At 37.6% G+C, this 24226-nt stretch carries 19 protein-coding genes; 18 read left to right on the forward strand and 1 reads right to left on the reverse strand.

Annotation, left to right across the window (positions count from 1 at the left end):
- The first annotated feature begins 95 nt into the window (after positions 1–95).
- The 4 genes from psbX to HGR01_RS15540 all read left to right on the forward strand — a co-directional run bounded on the left by psbX (position 96) and on the right by HGR01_RS15540 (position 2639).
- Entirely contained in the window at positions 96–215 is a 120-nt protein-coding gene (psbX, locus tag HGR01_RS15525; RefSeq protein WP_045874392.1) for a photosystem II reaction center X protein, read from the forward strand.
- Between the two features lie 252 nt (positions 216–467).
- A complete protein-coding gene (locus tag HGR01_RS15530; RefSeq protein WP_045874391.1) occupies positions 468–1382 on the forward strand; it encodes a Ycf66 family protein in 915 nt (304 codons plus the stop codon).
- 29 nt (positions 1383–1411) lie between these two features.
- Complete coding sequence (locus tag HGR01_RS15535; protein ID WP_045874390.1) at positions 1412–1978, forward strand: TolB family protein; 567 nt, start codon at positions 1412–1414, stop codon at positions 1976–1978.
- Positions 1979–2114: 136 nt separating this feature from the next.
- The gene (locus tag HGR01_RS15540) at positions 2115–2639 is read left to right on the forward strand and encodes a TolB family protein (protein ID WP_045874389.1); all 525 of its coding nucleotides are present in this window, start codon (positions 2115–2117) and stop codon (positions 2637–2639) included.
- Positions 2640–2786: 147 nt separating this feature from the next.
- On the opposite strand, the gene HGR01_RS15545 is transcribed toward HGR01_RS15540, so the two are convergent.
- Positions 2787–3794 carry a succinate dehydrogenase/fumarate reductase iron-sulfur subunit gene (locus tag HGR01_RS15545; RefSeq protein ID WP_045874388.1) on the reverse strand — a complete coding sequence of 336 codons (1008 nt, stop codon included), beginning with the start codon at positions 3792–3794 and terminating at the stop codon, positions 2787–2789.
- 1611 nt (positions 3795–5405) lie between these two features.
- Between HGR01_RS15545 and HGR01_RS15550 the strand changes: the two genes are divergently transcribed.
- From HGR01_RS15550 to hpsB, 14 genes are all read left to right on the forward strand, one after another.
- A complete protein-coding gene (locus HGR01_RS15550) occupies positions 5406–5852 on the forward strand; it encodes an AbrB family transcriptional regulator (RefSeq protein ID WP_045874423.1) in 447 nt (148 codons plus the stop codon).
- Between the two features lie 394 nt (positions 5853–6246).
- Positions 6247–7137 carry a CPBP family intramembrane glutamic endopeptidase gene (locus HGR01_RS15555; protein ID WP_194007740.1) on the forward strand — a complete coding sequence of 297 codons (891 nt, stop codon included), beginning with the start codon at positions 6247–6249 and terminating at the stop codon, positions 7135–7137.
- Between the two features lie 188 nt (positions 7138–7325).
- Positions 7326–8315, forward strand: coding sequence for a hormogonium polysaccharide biosynthesis glycosyltransferase HpsE (hpsE, locus tag HGR01_RS15560; RefSeq protein ID WP_045874386.1), 990 nt, complete (start codon positions 7326–7328; stop codon positions 8313–8315).
- A gap of 285 nt (positions 8316–8600) precedes the next feature.
- Entirely contained in the window at positions 8601–9599 is a 999-nt protein-coding gene (locus tag HGR01_RS15565; protein ID WP_045874385.1) for a glycosyltransferase, read from the forward strand.
- A gap of 1 nt (position 9600) precedes the next feature.
- Positions 9601–10563: a glycosyltransferase gene (locus HGR01_RS15570; protein ID WP_045874384.1), complete on the forward strand. Its 963-nt coding sequence runs from the start codon at positions 9601–9603 to the stop codon at positions 10561–10563.
- A gap of 99 nt (positions 10564–10662) precedes the next feature.
- Positions 10663–11103, forward strand: coding sequence for a hypothetical protein (locus HGR01_RS15575; protein ID WP_045874383.1), 441 nt, complete (start codon positions 10663–10665; stop codon positions 11101–11103).
- Positions 11103–12218, forward strand: coding sequence for a DegT/DnrJ/EryC1/StrS family aminotransferase (locus HGR01_RS15580; RefSeq protein WP_045874382.1), 1116 nt, complete (start codon positions 11103–11105; stop codon positions 12216–12218). The genes HGR01_RS15575 and HGR01_RS15580 overlap by 1 nt, the downstream gene beginning before the upstream one ends.
- Complete coding sequence (locus HGR01_RS15585; protein ID WP_045874381.1) at positions 12215–13033, forward strand: TIGR04325 family methyltransferase; 819 nt, start codon at positions 12215–12217, stop codon at positions 13031–13033. The genes HGR01_RS15580 and HGR01_RS15585 overlap by 4 nt, the downstream gene beginning before the upstream one ends.
- Before the next feature lie 4 nt (positions 13034–13037).
- Positions 13038–13808, forward strand: coding sequence for a class I SAM-dependent DNA methyltransferase (locus tag HGR01_RS15590; RefSeq protein ID WP_045874380.1), 771 nt, complete (start codon positions 13038–13040; stop codon positions 13806–13808).
- Positions 13809–13835: 27 nt separating this feature from the next.
- Positions 13836–14909, forward strand: coding sequence for a hypothetical protein (locus tag HGR01_RS15595; protein ID WP_096621599.1), 1074 nt, complete (start codon positions 13836–13838; stop codon positions 14907–14909).
- 486 nt (positions 14910–15395) lie between these two features.
- Entirely contained in the window at positions 15396–17381 is a 1986-nt protein-coding gene (htpG, locus tag HGR01_RS15600) for a molecular chaperone HtpG (protein WP_045874378.1), read from the forward strand.
- A 129-nt stretch (positions 17382–17510) separates the two neighbouring features.
- Complete coding sequence (gene rpmB, locus HGR01_RS15605) at positions 17511–17747, forward strand: 50S ribosomal protein L28 (RefSeq protein WP_045874377.1); 237 nt, start codon at positions 17511–17513, stop codon at positions 17745–17747.
- Positions 17748–18444: 697 nt separating this feature from the next.
- Positions 18445–23277, forward strand: a complete 4833-nt coding sequence (gene hpsA, locus HGR01_RS15610) for a hormogonium polysaccharide biosynthesis protein HpsA (RefSeq protein WP_045874375.1) — start codon at positions 18445–18447, stop codon at positions 23275–23277.
- A 25-nt stretch (positions 23278–23302) separates the two neighbouring features.
- Positions 23303–23989: a hormogonium polysaccharide secretion pseudopilin HpsB gene (gene hpsB / locus HGR01_RS15615; protein WP_045874374.1), complete on the forward strand. Its 687-nt coding sequence runs from the start codon at positions 23303–23305 to the stop codon at positions 23987–23989.
- Positions 23990–24226 lie beyond the last annotated feature (237 nt).

Below are 24226 nucleotides of genomic sequence, written 5' to 3' on the forward strand. Positions count from 1 at the left end.
CTGTTGTCCTTTTGTAGCTGATGATTGTGAGGCTTCTCAAGGAAGTAATACACTATTAGAATTATGATGAAGTGTGTAAAAAAAGGTTGAGAACTATGACACCTGCTTTAGCAAATTTTCTTTGGAGTCTGTTGTGGGGTACTCTGATTGTCGTTATCCCTGCGACAGTTGGTTTGATTTTCATTAGCCAAAAAGATAAAATCCAACGTTCATAATCTTGGCGGGGGTCAGCTTGACTCTCATAAACCTTTGTCTGTTGGCTATTTACCTGATTCCACTAAGAGCAGCAATTCCTCTTATAAAGGACAAGATGTACTTAGCTGACAGACAAAAAATTTTTTAGCTTTCGGTGGATAGCTTCAAAGCTTCTTTACCAGTGGCTTTGAAGCTTAAATATATTGTGCTTGATTAGAGTAGTGATTTTAATTGTGACTCGCTAACATAGATTTGATATTGGAAAAATAGCAATGATAAATTTTGGGCTGAACTCAGCCAGTATTCTGGCTCAGGTAAATTTTGGGACAAACTCAGCCAGTATTCTAGGAATTTTCCTGGCTGTGGCTGGGGCAGCACTGTATTTTCTACGGACTGTGCGTCCCGAACTGTCACGAGATCAAGATATCTTTTTTGCAGCAGTAGGCTTACTTTGTGGCTTCATTTTAATCTTCCAAGGTTGGCGATTAGATCCAATTTTGCAATTTGGTCAGCTACTTTTAGTGGGTACAACTGTATTTTTTGCAGTAGAAAGTATTCGCTTACGTAGTATCGCTACCCAGCAAGCCAAGCGCAATACTCCAATTGTGGATGAAGAACGCGAGGTGAGTAATAAATATTCCTATGACAAGCGGCGACGGGGATATCAAGCTGAGGTGGATGATGATTTAGAGCCATTGCCTTATGAGGAAGAGGAACGCCCTGTGCGTCCCCGAATTCGTGCTAGCAGAGACGATCGCTCTTCTCGTGATGATTATTATACAGATCAATCTCCCCGTCGTTCAGAACGTCCCAGCAGTAGTAATGAAAGACAGGACTCAGGGGAAAGAAGCCGTCGCCGCAGTTCCGGCGGGCGTTCTGGGAACCGTCCTGCAGACAGATTGGATGAGGAAAGTTGGGGTTCTGCTTCTAGAGAAGTTGATGATTGGGACAGTTCGGGAAGTGAAGCTAGAAAACCTTCTCGCCGTGGTAATAACACACCGCAGCGTCCAGAAATTCGTGATGAAGATGTCACCCCCAGAACCAGGAAGCGCCGTCCAGTTAATGATTCACCAGCTCGCAGAGAGCGTGAAGATGATGATGCCATACCAACTGATTATGTAGAATACAAACCAATTGGAAGAACAGATGATGATTCTGATAATTCGACCAATTTTGATGATATCTAAAATAGTCAGGGCGATGGAAAATAGTTGAGGTGAAAAAATTTACACCGGGATTTTGGCTCCAACGACCGATTCATTGGAGCCTAGTTTTTAGCTTGGCAACTGTGCTTGTCTCTTGTAGTTCTAGTGATATTCCACTTGGGCCTACGTCCCTCAACAGTCGTTATACAGAGGAGCAACCGACTTTGAGTGGAAATGGGCGCTTTTTAGCGTTTGTATCCAATCGTAACGGTAGTCACCAAATTTTAATTTACGACTTACAAAACCAAAGTTTCATTCGCACCCCAGGCTTAAACCGACCGGAAACCATTGCCGAAAGTCCTAGCTTGAGCTACACAGGGCGCTACATTGTATACCTAACTAGCGACCAAGGCAGACCAGTAGTAGCGCTTTACGATCGCGCTACTCAACAATCACAAATCCTCACCCCAGTCTATCGCGGCTGGGTGAGAAAACCAGGGATCAGCCCCGACGGGCGTTATGTGGTATTTGAAACCGCTAGCCGCGGTCAGTGGGACGTTGAAGTCCTAGACCGGGGGCCAAATATTGAATTAGATATTCCCAATGGTGCAACAGTTGCACCACCTAATTCTCAATAGGGTAAAGCTGGAAAAAGCGATCGCAGGCTTTTTACGCTTCAAAATAAGTCTGTAATTTGTTGACTAGCTTCTTTAAAATCATCAAGGGGATTCAAGAATATTTTTTGGCTAGCCCCAGCCGCGCAATTAAATATTTATGAAACGCTCTATTTTTATATCGGTATTTGCTTGCTCCAGTCTATTGACTGGTTGTTTTGGCTACCCACGCCTTTTGAGTTATCCATTTGATCCTGGGGGTCGCAGTCTCAACAGTTTAGCCTCAGAATTAAATCCTCAAATTGCTAGCAGATATATTGTGTTTACTTCTGACAGAAGGGGCAGTCAAGATGTTTACTTATTTGATCGGATAACTGGCAATTTAGTAGATTTACCAGGTTTAAATTCTTTAGATACCATTGCTTCTCATCCCAGCGTTTCTGAGGATGGCCGTTATGTAGTTTTTGGGGCCAGTCGTCAAGGGCGATCGGCTATTGTACTTTACGACCGAGAAACACGCCAATTGCGGAATTTAACAACAAATCTGCAAGCAGAAGTCCGCAATCCCACAATTAGCGCTGATGGTACTAGGATTGCTTTTGAATCTAGTAATAATGGGCAGTGGGATATTCTAGTTTATGACCGTTTTGGGCAGCCGTTAAATATACCGCAAGATCCAAGGTAATTAATGCTTAGGGGTGTCCTTAGTTATTTGTCATTTGTCATGGGGTAATTGGTAATTGGTAATGGGGTGTGGTGTTTGGTGTTTGTTATTTTCCCTTATCTCCCTCATCTCCCCAATCCCCAATCCTCAGTCCCCAATCCCCAGTACCTAATCCCTAGCCCCTACCTCCTCTTGCACAGATTCAATTAGCGATCGCACTTGTTGGGTACCTTCGGAAGATTCAAAGGAAAGGGGGAATTTACCTCTAGCAATCATCCGCAAGCCGAGGGGTGCTAAACTGAGCAATCCTCGCAAATCGCGAAAATAATTACCGACGACTTGTATACCAAATTGACGTTCATCAATCCAGCCACCTGCTTTTACTAAATCAATTAATACTTTGCGGTGGCGAATTGAACGGCTAGCATCGGCTTGTTTACGAGCGAGTATTTCTTGTTTAATTTTAGTGATTTGCTCTAATGGTGCTACTTCCATCGGGCAAACTGCATCACAATACAAACAACGGGTACAACCCCACACTCCTTTAGTACCTTCGTTGTAATTTTCTAAGCGAGTTTCGGTTGTTTGGTCGCGTGAGTCTGCGACCATGCGGTAAGCTTTGGCTAACGCATGGGGGCCAACAAAATCAGGATTCACTTCACGAGCATTGCATTCTGAGTAGCAAGCTCCACACATAATACAATTACCTGTTTGATCGAGAAGCGATCGCTCTTGTGGCGTTTGCAAAAATTCTCTTTCTGGAACTTGTCTGGCTGCGGTACTCACATAAGGAGTTACTGCTTCTAAGTTATGCCAAAAACTGCCCATATCCACTACTAAATCCTTAATCACTGGCATATTACCAAGTGGTGCGATCGTGATTTCTGGAATTACATTTGCTTCCCTTCCTGGGGATGGAATTTTTGCTAATCTAGCTATTTCGCTGCCAACATTTTCCTTACAAGCTAAAGCCGAACGGCCATTGATTCGCATAGCACAACTACCACAAATCGTATTGCGACAATTTTTGCGGAATGCTAAAGTTCCATCTTGTTCCCACTTAATGCGATTGAGACAATCCAAGATTGTATTGCCAGGTTCTACCTCTAGCAGGTAAGTTTTTACAACAGGAGAGGAATTTTCTTCTTGTCGAATGACCTTAAATAGAATTTCCATTATTACCAACCAAAATTTGAAAATTATCTACTTGCCTGAAAATTCATCACTACAGGCTGGTTACTCTAAAAAACGAGCTATCCTCTTTTGGTTCTTGATTCTAGGCTAGCTGTTAATAGACTGATGATTGAAAACTTAATAATTCTAGTACACAGCCGCAAAATAGAGTACCACCTAAAAACTACTCTTAAGCTACATGATGTAAAGTTTTTGGAAGTTGAATTGCGGAAAAAGTTTTGATAATGAGCCACTATCTTGGGTAAGCTTCCCAGATTTTAACTGATGTTGCTAACTCTGCTTGACCTAGTAGACTTTTCCAGATAAATTTAAAATTCCGCGTAGTAGTAGTTTCAGGATTTGCATTAAAATTTTAGCCCTAGACGCACAGTAGGCTACATTTGTGTCCGACTCTTGACCTAACATCAAAAAACGTAATTGCTACTTTACATTTAATTGACCTGTTGGGCAGTATAGGTAAAAAATGGTTAGCCAGATCAGGACACATGGAAGTTGGCTCGAGAGGAAAAATAGATAAATTAAATCTACCTTAGGGTAGCACTACATCCTGATGTTCACAGCATCAAGTTCTGGCTGGGAGAATACCTCAAATGCTTCTAAAATGGCACCTTTTGTTTATATAGAAGTGTTAAAGCGCTAATGAAGTCAAGTACTGGCAATAATGCACTAGACAGATGTACAAAAATTCATTCTTCCCACAGATAGACCCAGATAATCCTCTATCTGCTTTTTGTCTGTTGGCTATCAATGGGACGAAAATCCTCAGGGATTTTTTACTCGTCTCAATCAAGCAAATCTTAGATTTAACTCAGTTGTCAAATCTGGCAGTCTAAATTAGAGGAATTTTGATCAAAGCTCCATAGCAATACTCACCACTGCAATCAAACCCTCGAAAAATTATCATCGTTTTTTACTTCCCTAAGCTAGTACATTTAAATAAAAGTTTACCAGTTAAATTTAATTCAAAATAAAACAACTATTTTGCTATTATTAGTCCATGCTAGTATTTAATATAAAATTACAGAAGTAACAAAACCAGTATCAATAGCCGTACAAGCGCGGCTGCTGCTGCTTTGTTTATTTTGTAATGTAGAGACAAGAAATTTCATGTCTCTACTAGCAGGACTAAAGGGTGTAAGCCTGTATGACCATATTCAAATCTAATGCTGTTAAAAGCTCTGGAGTAATAGTAGGGTAAACCCTATAACTCAAGAGTAAAAAAGCAAGCACTGAAAGTGGAAAACCTGCAATTTCTAGGTCTACGACTTATTGGCCGTAGAACTCACATAATTTGTAAAGGTGGCTGAAAGTCAAGCCACGAAAGTAGCGCCAAAAGAAAAAATAATTTCATTTTCCTTGGCGAATCATGGTTAAAACTGACGTAAAATCACCGAAATTAATACCTGTGATTACCATGAAACCTCATCTGTTGTGGATAACCATAATAGAGGCGCTATAGCTTCCCCCTATAAGCAGGAATGTACCCTCACCTTAAGGGTCAAGAGTTGCTCTGTGCAGATGCTAAAAAGCTAAATGCTGGCACAAGACAATATCGTTTATCAGTTTGGAGAAAGTAAGGAAATTTTGAGCATAATGACTGAAACTGCAACCGCACCATTAACCGGAAAAGCATTGCTTGCTAAAGTAAAAGAGCTTTCTAATTTACCGCGTCGAGAAAGAGCAAAGCAGTGCGGCTACTACACTGTTACTAAGAATAATCAGGTTCGTGTAAATCTCACTGATTTTTATGATGCTTTGCTATCGGCGAGAGGAATTCCACTCAGCCCAGAAGCACCCAAAGATGGAAGAGGCCGCGAACCGACATACCGTGTTAGCGTTCATCAAAATGGTCAAATTGTGATTGGTGCTACATACACCAAAGCAATGGGCTTAAAGCCAGGCGATGAATTTGAAATTAGACTGGGTTACAAGCATATTCACTTGATTCAACTTGGTGAAACTGACAAAAAATTAACCCAGAGTGATTTGGACGTTGATGACTTAGATGAAGAAGATTTAGAAGACGAAGACGAAGAATAAGCGGTGCTAATGATAGAGGTAGGTTGAAAGTAAATACTGGATAACTTATCTCTACGACTACAGCCGCAAGCTGGCTGTAGTTTGACCGCATAATTTTAGATTTGAAATTTTGGAAAGTAGAATTTAAAATTTGCTTCCAAAGTTGAATTATGGTGTAAGCAAACATACTTATACTCGCTTGGTGAGTAGTAAGCTATGTGCAACCAATCTAAAATTGCTCATCGCTTCGCCCAGTCCAATATCGATGGTATAGGGCTAATCTAAAATCTCAAACACAAAATTGATTGACAATTTTCTCATCACTAAAAATACGATTTGACCTCTTGCATAAGTCACTAACTTTAGTAGAGTCTTGAATAATCACCAAGAAATCTATTGTTGCAAAAAGTTAGTCGTGTTTTTCATGCCTATTTTAATCACATTGATCACGCCATCAACCGACAACCTACTGGCATTTTTTCAAAATGCACCAGTAATATTTGTTGTGATGGCTTTTTTTATAGCTTGGATAGGTTGTTGGTTACCCATAGCAGCAGTAATTGCGATGGCGCTCCGCGCCCGCCAAGAGGCGATCGCACTCAAATTGCAACCTCAAAAAACTTTCCAGCCAGAACAAAAGTTACCCTTATTAATACCCCTTTATCTATTAGCCCCGCTAATTATCTGGGGAATGAGTTCATTGGGGTTGCGATCGCTCTCTGATTACGGTTTTGTTGCTAATATTTCACTTTTAGGTTCTTTACTTTTAGGCTTTACCTTAGGAGTGATGAGCTTAACTATTGTATTTATCGGTCAATTTTGGTTGGGTTGGTGTAAATGGCAAGAATCAAATTTCCAGTTGATTTTACCCAACTTACTACCAATTTTGTTGATAGCTTTATTAGTGGGTGCCATAGAAGAGTTAGTTTTTCGTGGTTTCCTCTTCACTGAATTAGCAAGAGAATACCCAATTTGGCTAGCAGCGATCATTTCTAGCTTAATTTTTGCCCTGCTGCATTTAGTCTGGGAACAACGAGAAACCATCCCCCAACTCCCTGGATTGTGGCTGATGGGAATGGTACTAGTCTTAGCCAGATTTGCCGATCGCGGTAATTTGGGTATAGCTTGGGGACTTCACGCCGGCTGGGTATGGGCGATCGCGACTATAGATACAGCCGGATTAATTACTTACACAGATAAAGTATCGGAATGGTTGACTGGTAAGAATAAAAAACCTCTAGCTGGTTTAACCGGAATTGTATGTGTATTGCTAGCTGGCGCGATTCTTCGGTTATTTTCTCATTAAATTTTCTTAGGTAAATGATCACAAAGGGCGATTTAAAATTTTAACTCTTGACTCAGGACAGCGTTAAGAGACCAGTCCTGCTTTAAATATTCAGAAAATTTGAATATTTAATTTTAGTTTGAATCTTTCGATTACTGGCTGGGAACAATAAAATCATCAGATCTATTCACATGGATGCATAGTTCAAAATGTCAGTTGACTTTACAGTAGTTATACCTACATACAATGGCAAAAGCCGATTACCCAAAGTTTTGGAATACTTACAAAGCCAAACAAATATAGAAATCCTAAACTGGGAAATAATTATTGTTGATAATAATAGTCATGATGGTACAGCAGAACTTGTTCAAAAATACCAAATTAATTGGTCTTTCCATGTACCATTACGCTACTGTTTTGAAGCTGAACAAGGAGCAGGATTTGCTAGAAATCGAGGAATCACAGAAGCAAAGGGCGAATTGGTTGGTTTTTTAGATGATGATAATTTACCTGCAAAAAATTGGGTGTTGTCAGCCTATAAATTTGGGCAAGAGCATCTAAATGCTGGTGCTTATGGTAGCCAAATTCATGGCTTATTTGAAGTTGAACCATCAGAAGATATCAAGCCAATTCTTTTTTACCTTGCTATTAATGAAAGAGGAGAAAAATCATTAAGATATGAACCTAGTAAAAAAGGATTTCCTCCTAGTGCAGGATTAGTAGTACGTCGTAATATCTGGAAAAATAATGTCCCCTCGCGCCTTTTATTAGGAGGTAGAGTTGGTAACTCATTAGTAGCTTATGAAGATTTTGAAGCTTTATCTTATATTTACAAAGCTGGTTGGGAAATTTGGTACAACCCAGCAATGGAAGTAGAGCATATTATTCCATCTTGGAGGATAGAAAGAAAATATTTAATTTCACTGATGCGTGGTATTGGTCTTGGTCGTTATTACTTACGGATGTTATTCCTAAAAAACTGGCAAAAACCTTTTGTTTTTTCTATTTATATGGTTAGTGATATATATAAATTTATATCGCATTTAATTCGTTATCATAAAGTACTGCAACATGATATTATTGCAGCTTGTGAAATGGAAAGACTTCTTGGTACCTTAATTAGTCCTTTTTATTTATGTCATCTAAAAATTAGCAGATTTTTGAAAATTAAGTTCTACCCATCTTTTAATCTAAAATAGAGTGCAAAGTTATTGAATTATTGAAAGCCTTATCTGCCTTATGTTGTTATAGCGTTTCCTAAGCAACTGAGCTACACCCAAATCTTTTTAAACAAAGTTATTAGCTTTGAGAATGTATTTCATCAGATTGGGAAATGCTATAGCATATAAGGCTTTCACTCTCATCTATGTTTTATGACTATATAGAAACTAATAGATTCTGAAAATATACTGATGATGTTGTTATATAAAGTGGATTAACATATAAATTATCTTTTAAAATAGTCAATATATTGTATATAAAATATGACTACTATATCTGTAGTTATTCCAGTATTTAATGGAGAAAAAACCATTAATGAAACTATTAACTCAGTTCTTAATCAAACATTCTTACAATTTGAACTAATAGTAATTAATGCTAGTTCTACAGACAAGACTTTAGAAGTTATCTCTAAAATTAAAGATTCTCGCCTTAAAATATTTTCTTATCCTAAAGCCAATGTAGCTGTAAATCGCAATCGGGGTATTTCTCATTCTGTCGGCGAATTTATTAGTTTCTTAGATGCTGATGATCTATGGACGACTGATAAATTAGAAGCACAATATCAGGCATTAATTGAAAATCCTAACGCTGTTTTAGCTTACAGTTGGACTAATTGCATAGATGAAACAGGTAAATTTTTACGTTCATGCAGAAAAGTAGAATTAACAGGTAATGTATATCCATATCTTTTATTAGATGATTTCATTGGTAGTGGCTCCAATGTCATGATTCGGAAACAGGAATTAATTAAAATTGGCGGATTTGATGAATTACTAACTAATGCTCAAGACTCAGATTTATGGTTAAGATTAGCTGCATCTTATCAATTTGCATTAGTACCAAAAGTACAAATTTTATATCGCATATCAGCTACTTCAATGTCCGCTGATGTTCGTAATATGGAAAAAGCATGTTTGCAAGTAATTGAACGTACTTTTAATCAAACTCCTGCATCGCTACAATATCTGAAACCATATTCAATTGCTAACACTTATAAAAGTTTGCTTTACAGAACAATTGAAGGACAACCAGAACGTAATAAAGGTTGGATCGCTGCTAATTTTATAATTCAGGTTATTAAAACTGACCCTTCTATAATTTTTACAAAAGTTATTTTTAAATTATTACTAAAGGTTGCCGTAATTATTCTATTGCCTGGTAAATGTACTAACTTTTGGTTGACAAAAATTCCTTATATTAGCAATACAAGTACTTTACTAGGATATCTAAAATTTGATCCATTTTTACCCACAAAATAGTATGTTAATTAGCAATTTTAATCAACCTTTGATTTCCGTGGTGCTTCCAGTATTTAATGGAGCGAAAACAATTTCTGAAACTGTTCAATCTGTTTTAAATCAAACTTTTGTTAATTGGGAACTCATCATAATTAATGATGGTTCTCAAGACTCTACTTTAGACATCATTGAAAAATTTGAATCTGCTGAACCTCGATTACGCATATTTTCTTATCCAAATGCTGGTCTTGCTGCTAGCCGTAACAGGGGTATAGCATTGTCTTTAGGTGAGTATATCTCTTTTATTGATGCTGATGATCTCTGGACACCTAATAAATTGAAGTCTCAGTTAACTGCCCTGCAAGAACAATCAAAAGCTTTCGTAGCTTATAGTTGGACAGATTATATTGACGCAAATGGTAAGTTTGTAAAATCTGGTGGACATACCACAGATACAGGTGATGTTTATCAAAAACTTTTACTTTGGAATTTTATAGAAAATGGTTCTAACCCCTTAGTGCGTAAAGAAGTTTTTGATACAGTTGGTGGTTTTGATGAATCACTTAGCGCAGCTGAAGATTGGGATATGTGGTTGCGTTTAGCAGCTAGATATGAATTTGTAGTAATTCCAGAAGTACAAGTATTATATAGACTCTCTATGAATTCAATGTCTGCAAATCTTAAAAGGCAAGAAAGTACTTGTCTCACTGTAATTAACAAAGCTTTTGCTGCTCCCAGAGCAGAATCTTTAGGGCATTTAAAAAAACACACAATATCTAATATTTATAAATACTTGACTTTTAGGTCTCTAGAGGTCGATCCCGATAAAGTAGACCGTTGGATATCTACTTTATTCCTCTGGAAAACGCTGAGATATAATCCTAAATTTTATACAAATACAAGGATTATATTTATAGCTATTTTTAGAATAATTTTCCCTTCTTTATATTTTTACTTAAAACGTAATAAAAGAGTCACTCTATAGCAGATTATACATTTTATTTGCTAATTTATAGCTCATTATTAAATTTATTAAGTAATTAATACCACAATAACAGCTTTTTGATTTTAAGGAAAAACCAAAGTGATTCAACAAATTCTCTATCAAGGTCAAATTTTAGCCATAATTGTTCCCAGGCATTTTGATGAAAGGGGCATTCACTTTTTTACACCTAATGAACTTTCTCAACAATTGGCCTATATGCACCATCCGGTGAACACAATTATTCAACCCCATGTTCATAATCCTGTAGCTAGAAATGTACAGTATACTCAAGAAGTTTTATTTATTAAAAAGGGTAAACTGCGTGTAGACTTTTACAACAACGAAAAGCAATACCTAGAAAGTAGAATTCTAGAAACAGGCGACACCATACTTTTAGTAACAGGGGGACATGGCTTTGAAGTCCTAGAAGAAATCGAGATGCTTGAAGTGAAGCAAGGCCCTTATGTCGGGGAGCAAGATAAAACCCGATTTGTAGGTGTTACTGCCGATAAAACTAAAGTAGTTAAAGGGAGTAATTAATGAATCCTATTCCGGTAAATGAACCATTACTAAATGGTAATGAGAGACAATATTTACTAGAGTGTATTGACAGTGGCTGGATTTCTTCGGAAGGGCCATTTATTAAACAATTTGAAGAGCAATTTGCTACAAGAGTTAATCGTAAATATGGGATTGCTGTTAGTAACGGTTCTGTTGCTTTAGATGTGGCAGTTGCAGCATTAAATATTAGTTTTGGAGATGAAGTAATTATTCCTACGTTTACAATCATTTCCTGTGCATCTGCCATAGTTCGTGCCGGTGCAATACCAGTAGTGATAGATTGTGATCCTCAAACTTGGAATCTGGATGTCAGTCAGATTGAGGCGAAAATTACACCAAGAACCAAAGCTATTATGGTCGTCCATATATATGGATTACCTGTAGATATGGAAGCAGTAATGGTGCTAGCTGAAAAATATGGACTGCATATTATTGAAGATGCTGCCCAGATGCATGGTCAGATGTATAGAGGACAACCATGTGGTAGTTTTGGAACTATCAGTACTTTTAGTTTTTATCCCAATAAACACATCACAACTGGTGAGGGTGGAATGGTACTCACCAATGATCAAAAATTAGCTGACAGATGCCGTAGTTTACGCAATTTGTGTTTTCAACCTCAAAAACGTTTTGTGCATGAAGAATTAGGCTGGAACTTTCGGATGACGAATTTACAAGCCGCTATTGGGATTGCACAGTTGGAACGGCTCGATGAGTTTGTAGCTCACAAACGTCACATTGGAAAGAGATATACAGAACTTTTACTTGATATTCCTGGGTTGCAGTTACCTATATGCCAAACTGACTATGCTGACAATATTTATTGGGTATATGGCCTTGTATTAAACGATAGTGTACCTTTTGATGCAGAATATGTGATGCATCGCTTGAGTAGTTATCAAATTGGCACCAGACCATTTTTCTGGTGTATGCATGAACAACCTGTTTTCCAAAATATGGGTTTATTTAAAGATGTTATATGTCCTGTAGCAGAGAGAATCGCCCGCCGTGGTTTTTATATTCCTAGTGGAATGGCATTGACAGATGAGCAGATTGAGCAAGTAGTAATAACAATTAGAGAGATTCTTAAATGAAGAGAATTATCAAGCAGATACCATTTACTCAACAAGTTTACAAAATTTTTGCGGAGAAACAATATAAGTCTCGATTTGCAACAAATGGTTATGGTTGTTTTTGGGGAGTATTTGAAACATTGGAACAAGCAATGCAAGCAGCACCTAAAACGAAAAGTATTGGGTATGATAATGCAGAACTAGCCCAAGAATATCAAAATATGCTTGAAAGTAATAATTGGGAAAATCGTCGTCGGATTATTGCAGCCTATGATTATCCAATTTTATTTTGGCTTGGGTCACTATTAAATCAAGGAATTAACCAAATTTTTGATTTTGGTGGCAATGTAGGAATTCATTTCTATAGCTATGCAAAATATTTACAATATCCAGCAAATTTACAATGGATGATTTGTGATTTACCAGAGATCTGCAAAGTTGGCAGACAATTAGCTGAGAAAAGAAATGTCTACAACTTATTCTTTAGTAGTGATTTTAATGATGTTACAGGTAAAGATATATTTCTTGCTTCTGGTTCAGTGCAATATGTAGCAAATTTTGCAGATAAAATTACTGATTTAAATAAACCTAAACACTTATTAATCAATCGTTTACCACTATACAATGGCAAAGAATTTGTGACTTTACAAAATGGAGGTAAGGTTTTTTATCCTCAATATGTGTTTAATAAAGCTAAATTTATTAAAGGGATAACAGACATCGGTTATCAATTAATTGATATTTGGCAATCTAAGGATGATGCTTGTGTTATTCCTTTCCATTCACAAAACTCAGTTCCTTTTTATTCTGGATTGTATTTTAAACTTAAGGCTTAAAGTAATGACTATATTTGCTAACTATGCACGTTACTACGACTTACTCTACGGCGATAAAGACTATGCAGCAGAAGTTCAGTTTGTTCATAGGCTAATTAAAACCTATTTACCAGCAGCACAAACTCTTTTAGAGCTAGGGTGTGGTACAGCTAAACATGCAGCACTTTTAGCTGCAGAAGGTTATCAAATTGACGGAGTAGATTTTAGTGAAGAAATGTTACTAAAAGCTAAAACTCGTATTTGTGAAATACCCAAAAATTTAGCTTCCAAATTGCAAGTTTTTCATGGGGATATTCGCCAAATTAGATTGCATAAAAATTTTGATGTCGTTTTATCTTTGTTTCATGTCATCAGCTACCAAACAAAAAATGAAGATTTACTAGCAACTTTTGCTACAGTCAAAGAACATCTCAAACCCGGAGGAATTTTCATTTTTGATATTTGGTATGGGCCAGCTGTATTAAGTGAACCACCAGAGGTTCGGGTCAAACGACTAGAAGATTCAGAAATTTATGTGACTAGAATTGCTGAACCTAAGATGTATCCTAATGAAAATTTGGTAGATGTTAATTATCAAATCTTTATTCAAGATAAAAATAGCGATGCTATTAAAGAAGTTCGAGAAACTCATCAAATGCGCTACTTGTTTAAACCTGAACTAGAATTTTTATTAAATAATATGGGTTTAAAAATAATTGATCATATGGAATGGATGTCAGGTAAACCACTAAACTTCAATACATGGGGTAGCGTATTTATTGTCAAATTATTTTAAAATATGGTTATTTTTAATTAAAAATCTATGAACAATAAAAAGATATTACTAGTAAGTCCATTTCCTAATGATGATGATTTATACCCTCATATCAGACATTTGATTAATGAACTGTCTGTTGATTATGACATTGATTACTTTTATGGACATGAACGTGGTATTTGGACAGAACAATTTAATAAAAAACTTAAAGAAGGTAATTATAAGCCAGTCATAAATATTTTAAAAGACTTAATGGATTTATATACAAAGAAAAATCAAAATTATAAATTTGTATTAGCTATTGATAATTTTTTGTATATTATTTCTGATTTAATTTTTAAAAATAAAACTATTTTGTGGAGCCAGGATTTTGTTGGTTATGATGAGAAAAAGAATCAGCAGTTAGTGCAAAAAAATATTGCTTTAATCACCAGAAAGACTCTGCATAAAAATCAAAAAATAATAATTCAGGATTCAGAAAGATTAGAGGCATTATTAAAGAGTATTAGTTACGATGGAATGCCAAATAGTGTTTTCTTTTTACCAGTATCATTACCACCAATACAATTGCAAAATAAATACAGTTGTAAATCCCAACTTCCTATAATTATGCAAAGTGGGACTATTGCTAATTGGCGATTTAGTAATGAATTAATAATATGCCATCAGCAGAACTTAGAGAAGTTTAATTTATTTCTTCAAGGTTTTTTAACTCCAGAGATAGAAATATTACTTAAAAGTTTAGAAGTTTCTCCACATATTAACTCTTCTAGAGTACCTCCAGATAAATTGTCTGAAATAATTCAGTTATGTGATATTGGTTTTATTGGTTATGCTATAGGAGATGTAAACCACTACTACATATCCAAAGCATCAGGCCAACTTGTAGAGTTTATTAGATGTGGCAAGCCAGTAATTGTGAAAACTAAAACTAATTTGCAGCAATATGTAGAAGAAAATAAAATAGGAGTGGCTATAAAAGATATTGATGAGTTAGTTCCAGCAATACAGAAAATCCAAAATAGTTATCAGGAATATTCAGGGAACTGTATTCAATTGTTTGAACACTCATTTAATATAAAAAAATATACTGAAAAGCTACTTCTTTTTTTAGAATAAAAATTAAGAATACCAAAAATTAGAGCTAATTTGTAACCTAGAGTAAAATTTTTGTTTTGTAAGGGGTTCAGAAATTTGGGACACTCTAGCTTTTATTCGCTGAAATTCTTACCCAGCAATTAATTGGGTATCCTTAAGATTTTCTTTACTAATCAGATCTTAATAAAACGTTACTAGGTTGAGTTTAGCAATAAATGTTAACTTTTTTACAAGTCTGTCATATCTATGAAATGTTTTAGGAATATCTGTACGCCTGGCCTGTTATAGAAAGTTACACAGGTCTTAGACAAGAAGTAGCACAGTCTAGTTTACTTGAAGCGGACAATAAAGAAGATTTTTGTGTATTGTTTAAGTTGTGTAACCGGATAAAAGAAGTAGGGAAATCCGCATTTCGGAATGGGGGTAAACAATCCTCTCAACTAGTGCGATCGCACTAAACTATACCCTTAGAATCCTCAACAAGCGACTTTTATCTAAAATTAGGTTATGATAGAACAAGGCACTATCAGTATTCATACTGAAAATATTTTCCCGATTATTAAGAAGTCTCTCTACTCAGACCACCAAATCTTTTTGCGGGAACTAGTATCTAACGCTGTAGATGCCATTCAAAAACTAAAGATGGTATCCCGTGCTGGAGAATATACTGGGGAGATTGGCGAACCAGAGATTGAAATAGCCATAGATAAAAATAACAAGACTATCTCTATCTCCGATAACGGTATCGGAATGACCGCAGAGGAAGTAAAGAAATACATCAACCAAGTTGCTTTCTCTAGTGCTGAAGAATTTATTCACAAGTATCAAGGCAAATCAGACCAACCAATTATCGGTCACTTCGGTCTTGGCTTTTATTCTTCCTTTATGGTGGCGCAAAAGGTCGAAATTGATACCCTCTCCTACCAAGAAGGTGTGCAAGCAGTACACTGGTCTTGTGATGGTTCACCAGAGTTTACTTTAGAAGAATCATCCCGGACAACTCACGGTACTACCATCACCCTGACTCTGCAAGCGGAAGAAGAAGAATATTTAGAATCAGCACGGATTAAGACTCTTGTTAAGACATATTGCGACTTCATGCCAGTAGCAATCAAGCTGGAAGGTGAAGTTTTAAATCAGCAAAAAGCACCTTGGCGAGAATCTCCCAATAATCTCAGCAAGGAAGATTATTTAGAGTTTTACCGCTATCTCTATCCTTTTCAAGAAGAACCTCTGCTATGGGTACATCTGAATACAGATTATCCCTTCATCATTAATGGGATTCTGTATTTCCCCAAAATGAGACCCGATGTCGATGTGACTAAGGGACAGATTAAGCTATTTTGCAATCAAGTTTTTGTCAGCGACAACTGCGAAGAAATTATTCCCCAATTCCTCATGCCTATGCGGGGTGTAATTGATAGTACTGACATTCCTTTAAATGTATCACGTAGCGCCCTACAAGGCGATCGCACTGTTCGCAAAATTGGTGACTACATTGCTAAGAAGGTAGGCGATCGCTTAAAAGAACTTTACCGCGATAACCGCGAACAATACATCAGTGCATGGAAAGACCTCGGCACTTTTGTGAAGTTTGGTGTGCTCAATGATGATAAATTCAAAAAACAAGTTGAAGACATCATTGTCTTCCGCAGCACTGCTAAAGTTGCCGAAAACCCTGCGTCAACTCCAGCAGTTGAAGTCCAGTCCCAAGAAGGAGATGTTTGGCAAGATGTTACCCCAAATGCACCCAGCACTGAGGGTTCAGCAACTAGCACTCCCTACACCACTCTGAAAGAATACTTAGAACGCAACAAGGAACGCCACGAAAATAAAGTTTTCTACTGCACTGATGAAGCTTCACAAGCCACCTACGTAGAATTACATAAAAATCAGGGCTTAGAAGTCCTATTTATGGACTCCTTCATCGATACCCACTTCATCAACTTCCTAGAACGGGAATATAACGATGTAAAATTCACACGGGTAGACTCAGACTTAGATAATACCCTGTTGGATGATAAATCTGGGGAAATTGTAGACCCCACAACCAACAAAACTAAAAGTGAAGTCATCAAAGAATTATTTGAAAAAGCTCTCAATAAACCCAAAGTCAATATCCGCACAGAAGCGTTGAAATCGGATAATCCTCAGGGAACTCCACCTGCAATGGTACTACTACCAGAAATTCTCCGTCGTCTGCGAGAAATGAACGCGATGATGCAGCAGCAAACTACAGAGTTTCCCGAAGACCATATTTTACTGGTTAATACTGCTCATCCCCTAATTCAAAATCTGGCTAATCTCAGTCAAGGTAGTATTATCCAAGGAGATGGTTTATCCCCAACAGCACAATTAGTGAACATGATTTGCCAGCATGTCTACGATTTAGCGTTAATGTCTCAGAAAGGCTTTGATGGTGAAGGAATGAAATCCTTTGTTGAGCGCTCAAATGAGGTGTTAACCAAGCTGACAGAACAAGTAAATCATTAAATCATCAAAATTGTTGTAGGATGCGTTACGTTCCTAACGCATCCAAAATTTGGGGTGTTACCCATTATCTACGCCAAAGCTCATACAATAGAAAGGTTGTCTTGAAATAGTAGTTTGGAGATAGTTACTATGTCTCGTCGCTGTGAATTAACTGGTAAGAAGGCCAATAATGCCTTTTCTGTGTCTCACTCCCATCGCCGTACCAAGCGCCTTCAGCAAGCAAATTTACAAAACAAGCGTGTTTGGTGGCCTAGTGGAAATCGTTGGGTGAAACTGAAGCTTTCTACCAAAGCAATCAAAACCTTAGAAACTAAAGGTTTGGAAGCAATGGCCAAAGAAGCTGGGATTAACTTGAATCATTACTAACATCAATTTTTTGAAATAGGCTAAATATCCTCAAAGCTGCCTTATACACTCAAGTCCTATGGCTTACAAGCTATAAGTCTGGGGCTAAACTAACAACATCCGCTAGCGTGGATTAAATGCCAAAAATGACTTTTGTTTTGTAGCTTGCATTCAGCAACGCCAAGTCTTAATCAAAAAGCGAAATGGTATCAGCTTCTGAAAAAAAGATTGGCGTTCAAGGTTAATGCCAAGGTTATAGCTAATTCTGAGAATACTGGCTCTACTACCTCCCCAAATTGGGGAGGTTTTTAATTGCTTAATATTTTTAACGACTGACTGATAGTTTTCCGTCATTAGGTGGGTAATATAAGCTTACTCTCCTAACACTATCTTCATGAAGTTGCTTGCAGATGACTAGATTTTTACAAAGTTAATGTGAAGTTACAGCTTTACGTTCCATCATTTGACCGGAATTAAATAATTTTGAAAAAATCCGTATTTTCCGATTAATAAAGCAAACTTTACCCATGATATAAAAATCAAATCAATCCAAATTAATCATATTTATGGCAGCGCCACTATATTTTGTCTTGGTAAAAATATAGTGACTAACTACATAAACAAAATTTCTCATTAGCTCAACAGAACTTATCAAAAAATAGTTAGCAATAGCTAAAAATTTAATACCACCGTAAAATCACTTGGCAGGAAAGCAGTTATGAGTCGAAAACGCCAGCTAGTTAAGGCAATAACAAAACTCCTTAAAAATTTTACCCGCAAGTGTTTATCTAAAACCAAAAAGCAAATTATTTGGCTGCTCCGGGCTATTTTTACTACCAGGAGAAAACGCGGATCTGTCAATGCTGGTTTTGTATTACCAACGGTGGCAATGGTAGCGTTAGTAGTTGTCCTACTAACGACTGCAATTTTATTCCGCTCATTTGAAAGATCCAAAAATGCTAGTAATGTTCGAGTCAATGAAATTGTTCTTAGAGCATCTGCACCAGCTCTAGATCGGGCAAAATCAAAATTAGATAAACTCTTTCAAGACCCTAGATTGCCACGTTCAACTCCTTCAGACTTTTCATTGAAGCAAGTTATTGAAGGTAACATTGCTGAATATACTTTTGGTGATGAGACACAATTAAAATTAGTTAAAGATGTAAACAGTGATAATTCTATTGCTGACGATGAAACTCTAACATCTGTCTGGAAATATCCTGTTGATACAGATAATGATGGTAAGTTTGATAGCTTTACTCTCTACGGTATTTACTTTCAGACACCCACTAGCAATAGGGCAAGAAGTTCTCTGGAAGCAAGAGCGCAACCTATGGATGAAGGGGCTACTACTAATAAATGTGCAAGTAATGTTGCTACTAGTGCTGATTTAGTAGGTAGCCAAGGCTGGTATAAAGTCGGTAGTAAGTTGAAAAGAAGCCTTTTCGTTTATACAACTACAGTACCCATCACAGATTTAGACAATTTAGATAATACTAAATACGAAAAATTTACAGGTAACAAAGGCTTTTCATCGTTAGAGTATCAGCAAGACCGGGAGAGACTTCCATTAACCAACAACGCAGTCATCTACGACAACGATTTACAAATTGCAGCAGGAGCCGGTTTTAATATCAACGGACGGATATTTACTAACGGTAACTTGCTAACAGAATTTAACAAAAAATATGGTGGTATAATCAGATATTTTTTGGTGAGCAGTCCCTATTCTTGTTACTACGCACAAGAAAATAGCAAAATTATTGTTGCTGGTAACTTAATTAATACCCGTGTTAATCAAAGTAGTGTATCGGATACAAGTGATAATACTCAGAAGAGCGTACAAGTAGATTTATTTAAAGATGAGCGACCTTATGATGTACCCCGATTTCCAAATGATTCTGCCTATTACATTAATAATGAAAATAAAACAGTACCATCAGGCGTTTACGGAAATGATGCAGCTTATAACGATGAGGCTTATGCTCAACGAATTGCGCGTTTATTAGAGGCAACAAATGCGCTGTATCCAGCTACAGATCCCCCAAATTCGTCTCTTCCCGATGAGGTTAAAGAGGGAATTAAGAACGCGATGGCAAATGATGCCACTCTCGAACCAGAGACAGCACAAAATAAACAGCTAACAATTTACTTTAAAAAGCGGACAAGGCGTGTTCCTTATAAAGAGGTGGGTGTTGGTGAAAATGCACTGAAACAACCTCCTGCTACAGGAACAACTTATGACTATACAAGTACTAATCCGTTTCCTGCTGATGGCGACTCTGGTAATTCTCTACGTCCAGTAGATGAATGGGTTTTCCCTTTTGATCCTAGTGATGGTAAAACCGAGGCTAATTTTGCCAAGATAGGGATTCATGAACAGAGTACAGCAAAGAAGCTTTATCTCCCAGCAACAGACCCTACAACTCTCAAAACCCAAACTCCAATTCAAGAAAATAAGATTGGCGATCGCGTTTTAGTTGGTAATGGACTACCTCAATATTGGTACAAAGGCTCTGCGTTTGTTAGTTCAGAAACAGGGCAAGATATTGTTGATAAAGAATGGGATGACACCACTAATACTCGCCAGCGTTTCACCCAAGCTAGTGTATTAGATGACTTAGGGGTGACAGATAGGGATGGTTTCTGGGAAAAAGCCGCAACACAAGAACCCACAGGCCCGCTTGATGTTGTCGGGGGTTTGCGAGTGGTAACAGGTGCAGGAATTTATTTGCCGAAAGATTACAATCCCGCTAACCACACTTTTACCAGTACCCAAGAAATAGTCTGGCCAGATACGATGGCTATGGGCGTGGATACTAAGAATAAAGGTTTACCTGATGACCATACACCCTACTTGCAAATGCGAGCTACGGCGGTTTATCACTATCAGTATGACCCATACGATCCTAATGAACCCACTAATTACCAAACCCCCATTGCCTGTGTTAGCAGCTACTACGACCCTACCAATGAGACTACAGCCAAGAATGAATCTAGTGGAAGGAAGTCTAATAATGGTGTTGTTTACTCATTTTCTTCTCTGTCAAAAAGCGGTTATGAAGCAGCATTGAACTACCAAGCCGCATTGAAATACCCCAATGGGCGCTTGCTAAATAAACCACTTAAGGATGCTTTAGATAAAATCGCAGCTAGTAAAAATCTTACCCTTTCAGAGCAATCAGCAGTTGATTCTGCAATGTGTGCCTTGAAAATTTTGGATGACCCTTTGAGTGATATTAATGATGGTGTTATTCCGCATAATGCTATCTATGAAAAAACTTTTCTTGATGCTAGACAGATTAAGGCAATAGATAAAGAGACAGGCTCAAAAAAATATGATTTAGATGTAGAACTACGTCAGCCTTTAGAAATTCGTGCCACAGTTTTGGATATGGATTTGCTACGTAGTAAAAAAGCCAAGAATGATGGAGAGTTTCTATTGCCAAATAGTGGCATTATCTATGCAACTCGTGATGATGCATTACCAGATTTAAGTAGTACTAACGATCCAAATACAGCCACTAGTACAGATGTAGATTTAAGTTCTAAAGACTTTAAGCTAGACCCTACTCGGCGACCTAACGGCATTATGCTAGTTAACGGTAGTGACTTGAGCCGTAACGCTACTTATAAAGCAGAAGAAAAAGGTTTAATCTTAGTATCTAACCTGCCTGTATATGTTAAGGGTGATTTTAATAAACATACCAAAGAAGAATTTACAGAGACTTTAAGTACAGATCCGTATGACAATCTGTATACGATCTGGCAAAACTTCTATACTCGTCAAACTCTTGATCCCAACTTTGCATGTCGCGCAGGACAGTTTAGTACTTGTAACACTGGTGAAACCTGGCGACCAGCAACAATTCTAGCTGACGCAATCACCGTTCTTTCTGCTGATTTCAAGGAAGGCTATCGCAATGATGGCGACTACGACCTGAGAGATAATTATGGTAATTATCCTGTGGGTTACGACTTTAATAACGATAACAATATTGATACAACATCAGTATTGCTCGATGAAACAGCTATTAAGTTTGATGTCAATGGTGATGGTGACATGGCAGACACATCTGTAGCACTTAATGAAAGCAACATCACTGCAACTGTTGCTGCGAGATTAAATGGCTTTTGGGATAATAACTTTGTCACTAGTCGTAACTTTACAGATGAATACTATTCTCAGGCTAATAATACTAGTGCAGACCCATTATCTAGTTCTTACTTCAACAACTTTGTGACTCCAATTCAGCGCCGGGTGCGGTTTTCTGAGTATGTCATGGAAATTTGCCCCAAGTTAACGGTAACAGCTTGTAAACCTGGTGATTGGGTAGTGGGTTATGACAGCGATGGAACAATTAAAGCAAATCAGTTATTACAAGCCATAACTGATGCTGGTGGAACATTTGATAAAACTAAGCTATGGGCAGGTACTACAGCACAAGCTGCTACTCAAGAAGCCCAACAATACCCTAGAAGAGTAGCATTTTTGAGGTATGGCAATGGTCTGACAGTTACCAAGAATGGGACTGCTTTAAATGCATCTCCAGTAGAAAACGCATTAGTACTGGACTCTGACAAAACACCAGTTCCTCTGGGTATTGTTAGTGGACAAGTCAAATATTTGCCTTTTTCTAGCACTCTAACTATCAACACTCTTACCTACGATATCTTCGATAAAGATACTAACAACTACCCTGATAGAACTTCTAACGCTCTCTGGTTTAGAACTAGAAATAGAAACGGTAACGCAGAAAATTATAGTTCTGACTATCGTCTAGATTTTCTCAACACCCTAACTGAGAATAGAGCCACAGATCAACCTCTGTTAGTACCAGTGCTACAAATTCAGTATCCAACCGCTTCAACAATTGATGAAGCAAATCTTTATTCATCTAGAGGTAACCCTAATGATCTAATAAATCGTGCTAAAACTAATTGGTTACAAAATGCAACGGAAACACAAACCAATATTGTATTTGCTCAAGGTGACAGCCCAAGCCGTACAAATGAATCTGGTGGTGGTTTAGAGAACTTTGTACGTTACTTAGAACGCTGGGATATAAACGTAGATTCTTACGGGAAAAATCATAAAGCTAATGGCTCTTTCATTGAGTTTAAACGCAGTTCCTATGCGTCAGCACCTTTCCAAGTCCTGACTAATAATAGTGGTACCGAGACAAGTATTTTTAAATACCCACAAAGTTATACAACTAGCGTATCTTTGTCAGGCGACATAAATAATTCTAGTGGTGTAGGTTCTGGGCCCTTCTACTCGCCACCTAACCGTCTGTGGGGTTACGATGTCGCCTTGCTGACTCAGTTACCTGATTTGTTCTCTCAGCGCTTCACAGCACCAACACTTAACCCTCCCAATGAGTTTTACAGAGAAGTGCCACGAGATGACAACTGGGTGAAAACTTTGCTATGTGCTGCTGAATACGATGACCCGTCTGACCCCAGTACTGTTGGTTACAGCCCTGCTACTAACTATGGCACTAACTACAATTATGCTATTAGCTCAGACCAACGTCCTAGCTGCCCTTGATATAACCTACCTCAATTGCTGAATTATGATTCATTACAAACAGCAACAAGTATCTACTTCTAATCAATCAGGGTTTACCATCATTGAGTCTTTGGTGGCTATGGTAGTTGTTTCTATTTTAATGGCAGCGATCGCGCCTGTGATTATCTTATCTGTAGCAACCAGAGTACAAGCAAAGCGGATTGAGTCTGCAACTGACGCTGCCAAAAGCTACATTGATGGTGTCCGATCTGGAGTAATTACTACTCCAGATTCTCCAATTACAGATAGCACAACTATCGCAAACTATGCTGCTCCTACAGTGGGGAGTTTAACCTGTGGTGCTGGTAGTGGTTACTGTTCTTCACCTGCAAATAATTTATACTGCGTTTCGGTTGATGGTAATGCTTGTACTACTACTAATGCCAACAATTTTGTAATTCAGGCGATTCGGTTGAATAGTGCTACTGAGACTACTGGCGGTTCTACTACTAATATTACTGATCCTGCGAAGGGCTACCAGTTAGGAATACGTGTTTACCGAGCAAATGGTTTTAGTAGCGACGGCGGGGACTTGAAAAAAGCACCTAATAAACAAGCAACTTTTACTGGGGGATTAGGCGATCGCAAAACGCCATTAGTAGAAATGACAACAGAAATTACAAAAGGAGTAACATTTAGTGATTTTTGCCAGCGTTTACAACAAACTAATCCGCAATCTACATGTTCTTAGTTCTAACTTGAAAATGGGCATAGGGTTATGAGATATGGGAAAGACAGATTTTCATGCTTGGTTGTACCAAAACTTGGTGTGAATCGCTAGCCATAAACTAGCTATACATTGAAAGAGGATTTATAAAGTAAATCTTAAGTAGGTGTTTTACGTCCATGAAAAAATTGAGATTTAGAGACTATAAAATTGAGTCGTAAAGCGCCATATTATGTGGCAATGCATAGGCGTTAGGGTTGT

Origin of the sequence: Tolypothrix sp. PCC 7712 (assembly GCF_025860405.1) — a bacterium.
GTDB classification, from domain to species: domain Bacteria; phylum Cyanobacteriota; class Cyanobacteriia; order Cyanobacteriales; family Nostocaceae; genus Aulosira; species Aulosira diplosiphon.

What these genes read in the sequence shown, in the direction of transcription:
- HGR01_RS15550 (WP_045874423.1), top strand. Translation starts at nt 5,406, where the DNA reads ATGACTGAAACTGCAACCGCACCATTAACCGGAAAAGCATTGCTTGCT.
- HGR01_RS15590 (WP_045874380.1), top strand. Translation starts at nt 13,038, where the DNA reads ATGACTATATTTGCTAACTATGCACGTTACTACGACTTACTCTACGGC.
- hpsA (WP_045874375.1), top strand. Translation starts at nt 18,445, where the DNA reads ATGAGTCGAAAACGCCAGCTAGTTAAGGCAATAACAAAACTCCTTAAA.
- htpG (WP_045874378.1), top strand. Translation starts at nt 15,396, where the DNA reads ATGATAGAACAAGGCACTATCAGTATTCATACTGAAAATATTTTCCCG.
- HGR01_RS15595 (WP_096621599.1), top strand. Translation starts at nt 13,836, where the DNA reads ATGAACAATAAAAAGATATTACTAGTAAGTCCATTTCCTAATGATGAT.
- HGR01_RS15570 (WP_045874384.1), top strand. Translation starts at nt 9,601, where the DNA reads ATGTTAATTAGCAATTTTAATCAACCTTTGATTTCCGTGGTGCTTCCA.
- HGR01_RS15580 (WP_045874382.1), top strand. Translation starts at nt 11,103, where the DNA reads ATGAATCCTATTCCGGTAAATGAACCATTACTAAATGGTAATGAGAGA.
- HGR01_RS15585 (WP_045874381.1), top strand. Translation starts at nt 12,215, where the DNA reads ATGAAGAGAATTATCAAGCAGATACCATTTACTCAACAAGTTTACAAA.
- hpsB (WP_045874374.1), top strand. Translation starts at nt 23,303, where the DNA reads ATGATTCATTACAAACAGCAACAAGTATCTACTTCTAATCAATCAGGG.
- HGR01_RS15530 (WP_045874391.1), top strand. Translation starts at nt 468, where the DNA reads ATGATAAATTTTGGGCTGAACTCAGCCAGTATTCTGGCTCAGGTAAAT.
- HGR01_RS15545 (WP_045874388.1), bottom strand. Translation starts at nt 3,794, where the DNA reads ATGGAAATTCTATTTAAGGTCATTCGACAAGAAGAAAATTCCTCTCCT.
- hpsE (WP_045874386.1), top strand. Translation starts at nt 7,326, where the DNA reads ATGTCAGTTGACTTTACAGTAGTTATACCTACATACAATGGCAAAAGC.
- HGR01_RS15540 (WP_045874389.1), top strand. Translation starts at nt 2,115, where the DNA reads ATGAAACGCTCTATTTTTATATCGGTATTTGCTTGCTCCAGTCTATTG.
- psbX (WP_045874392.1), top strand. Translation starts at nt 96, where the DNA reads ATGACACCTGCTTTAGCAAATTTTCTTTGGAGTCTGTTGTGGGGTACT.
- rpmB (WP_045874377.1), top strand. Translation starts at nt 17,511, where the DNA reads ATGTCTCGTCGCTGTGAATTAACTGGTAAGAAGGCCAATAATGCCTTT.
- HGR01_RS15565 (WP_045874385.1), top strand. Translation starts at nt 8,601, where the DNA reads ATGACTACTATATCTGTAGTTATTCCAGTATTTAATGGAGAAAAAACC.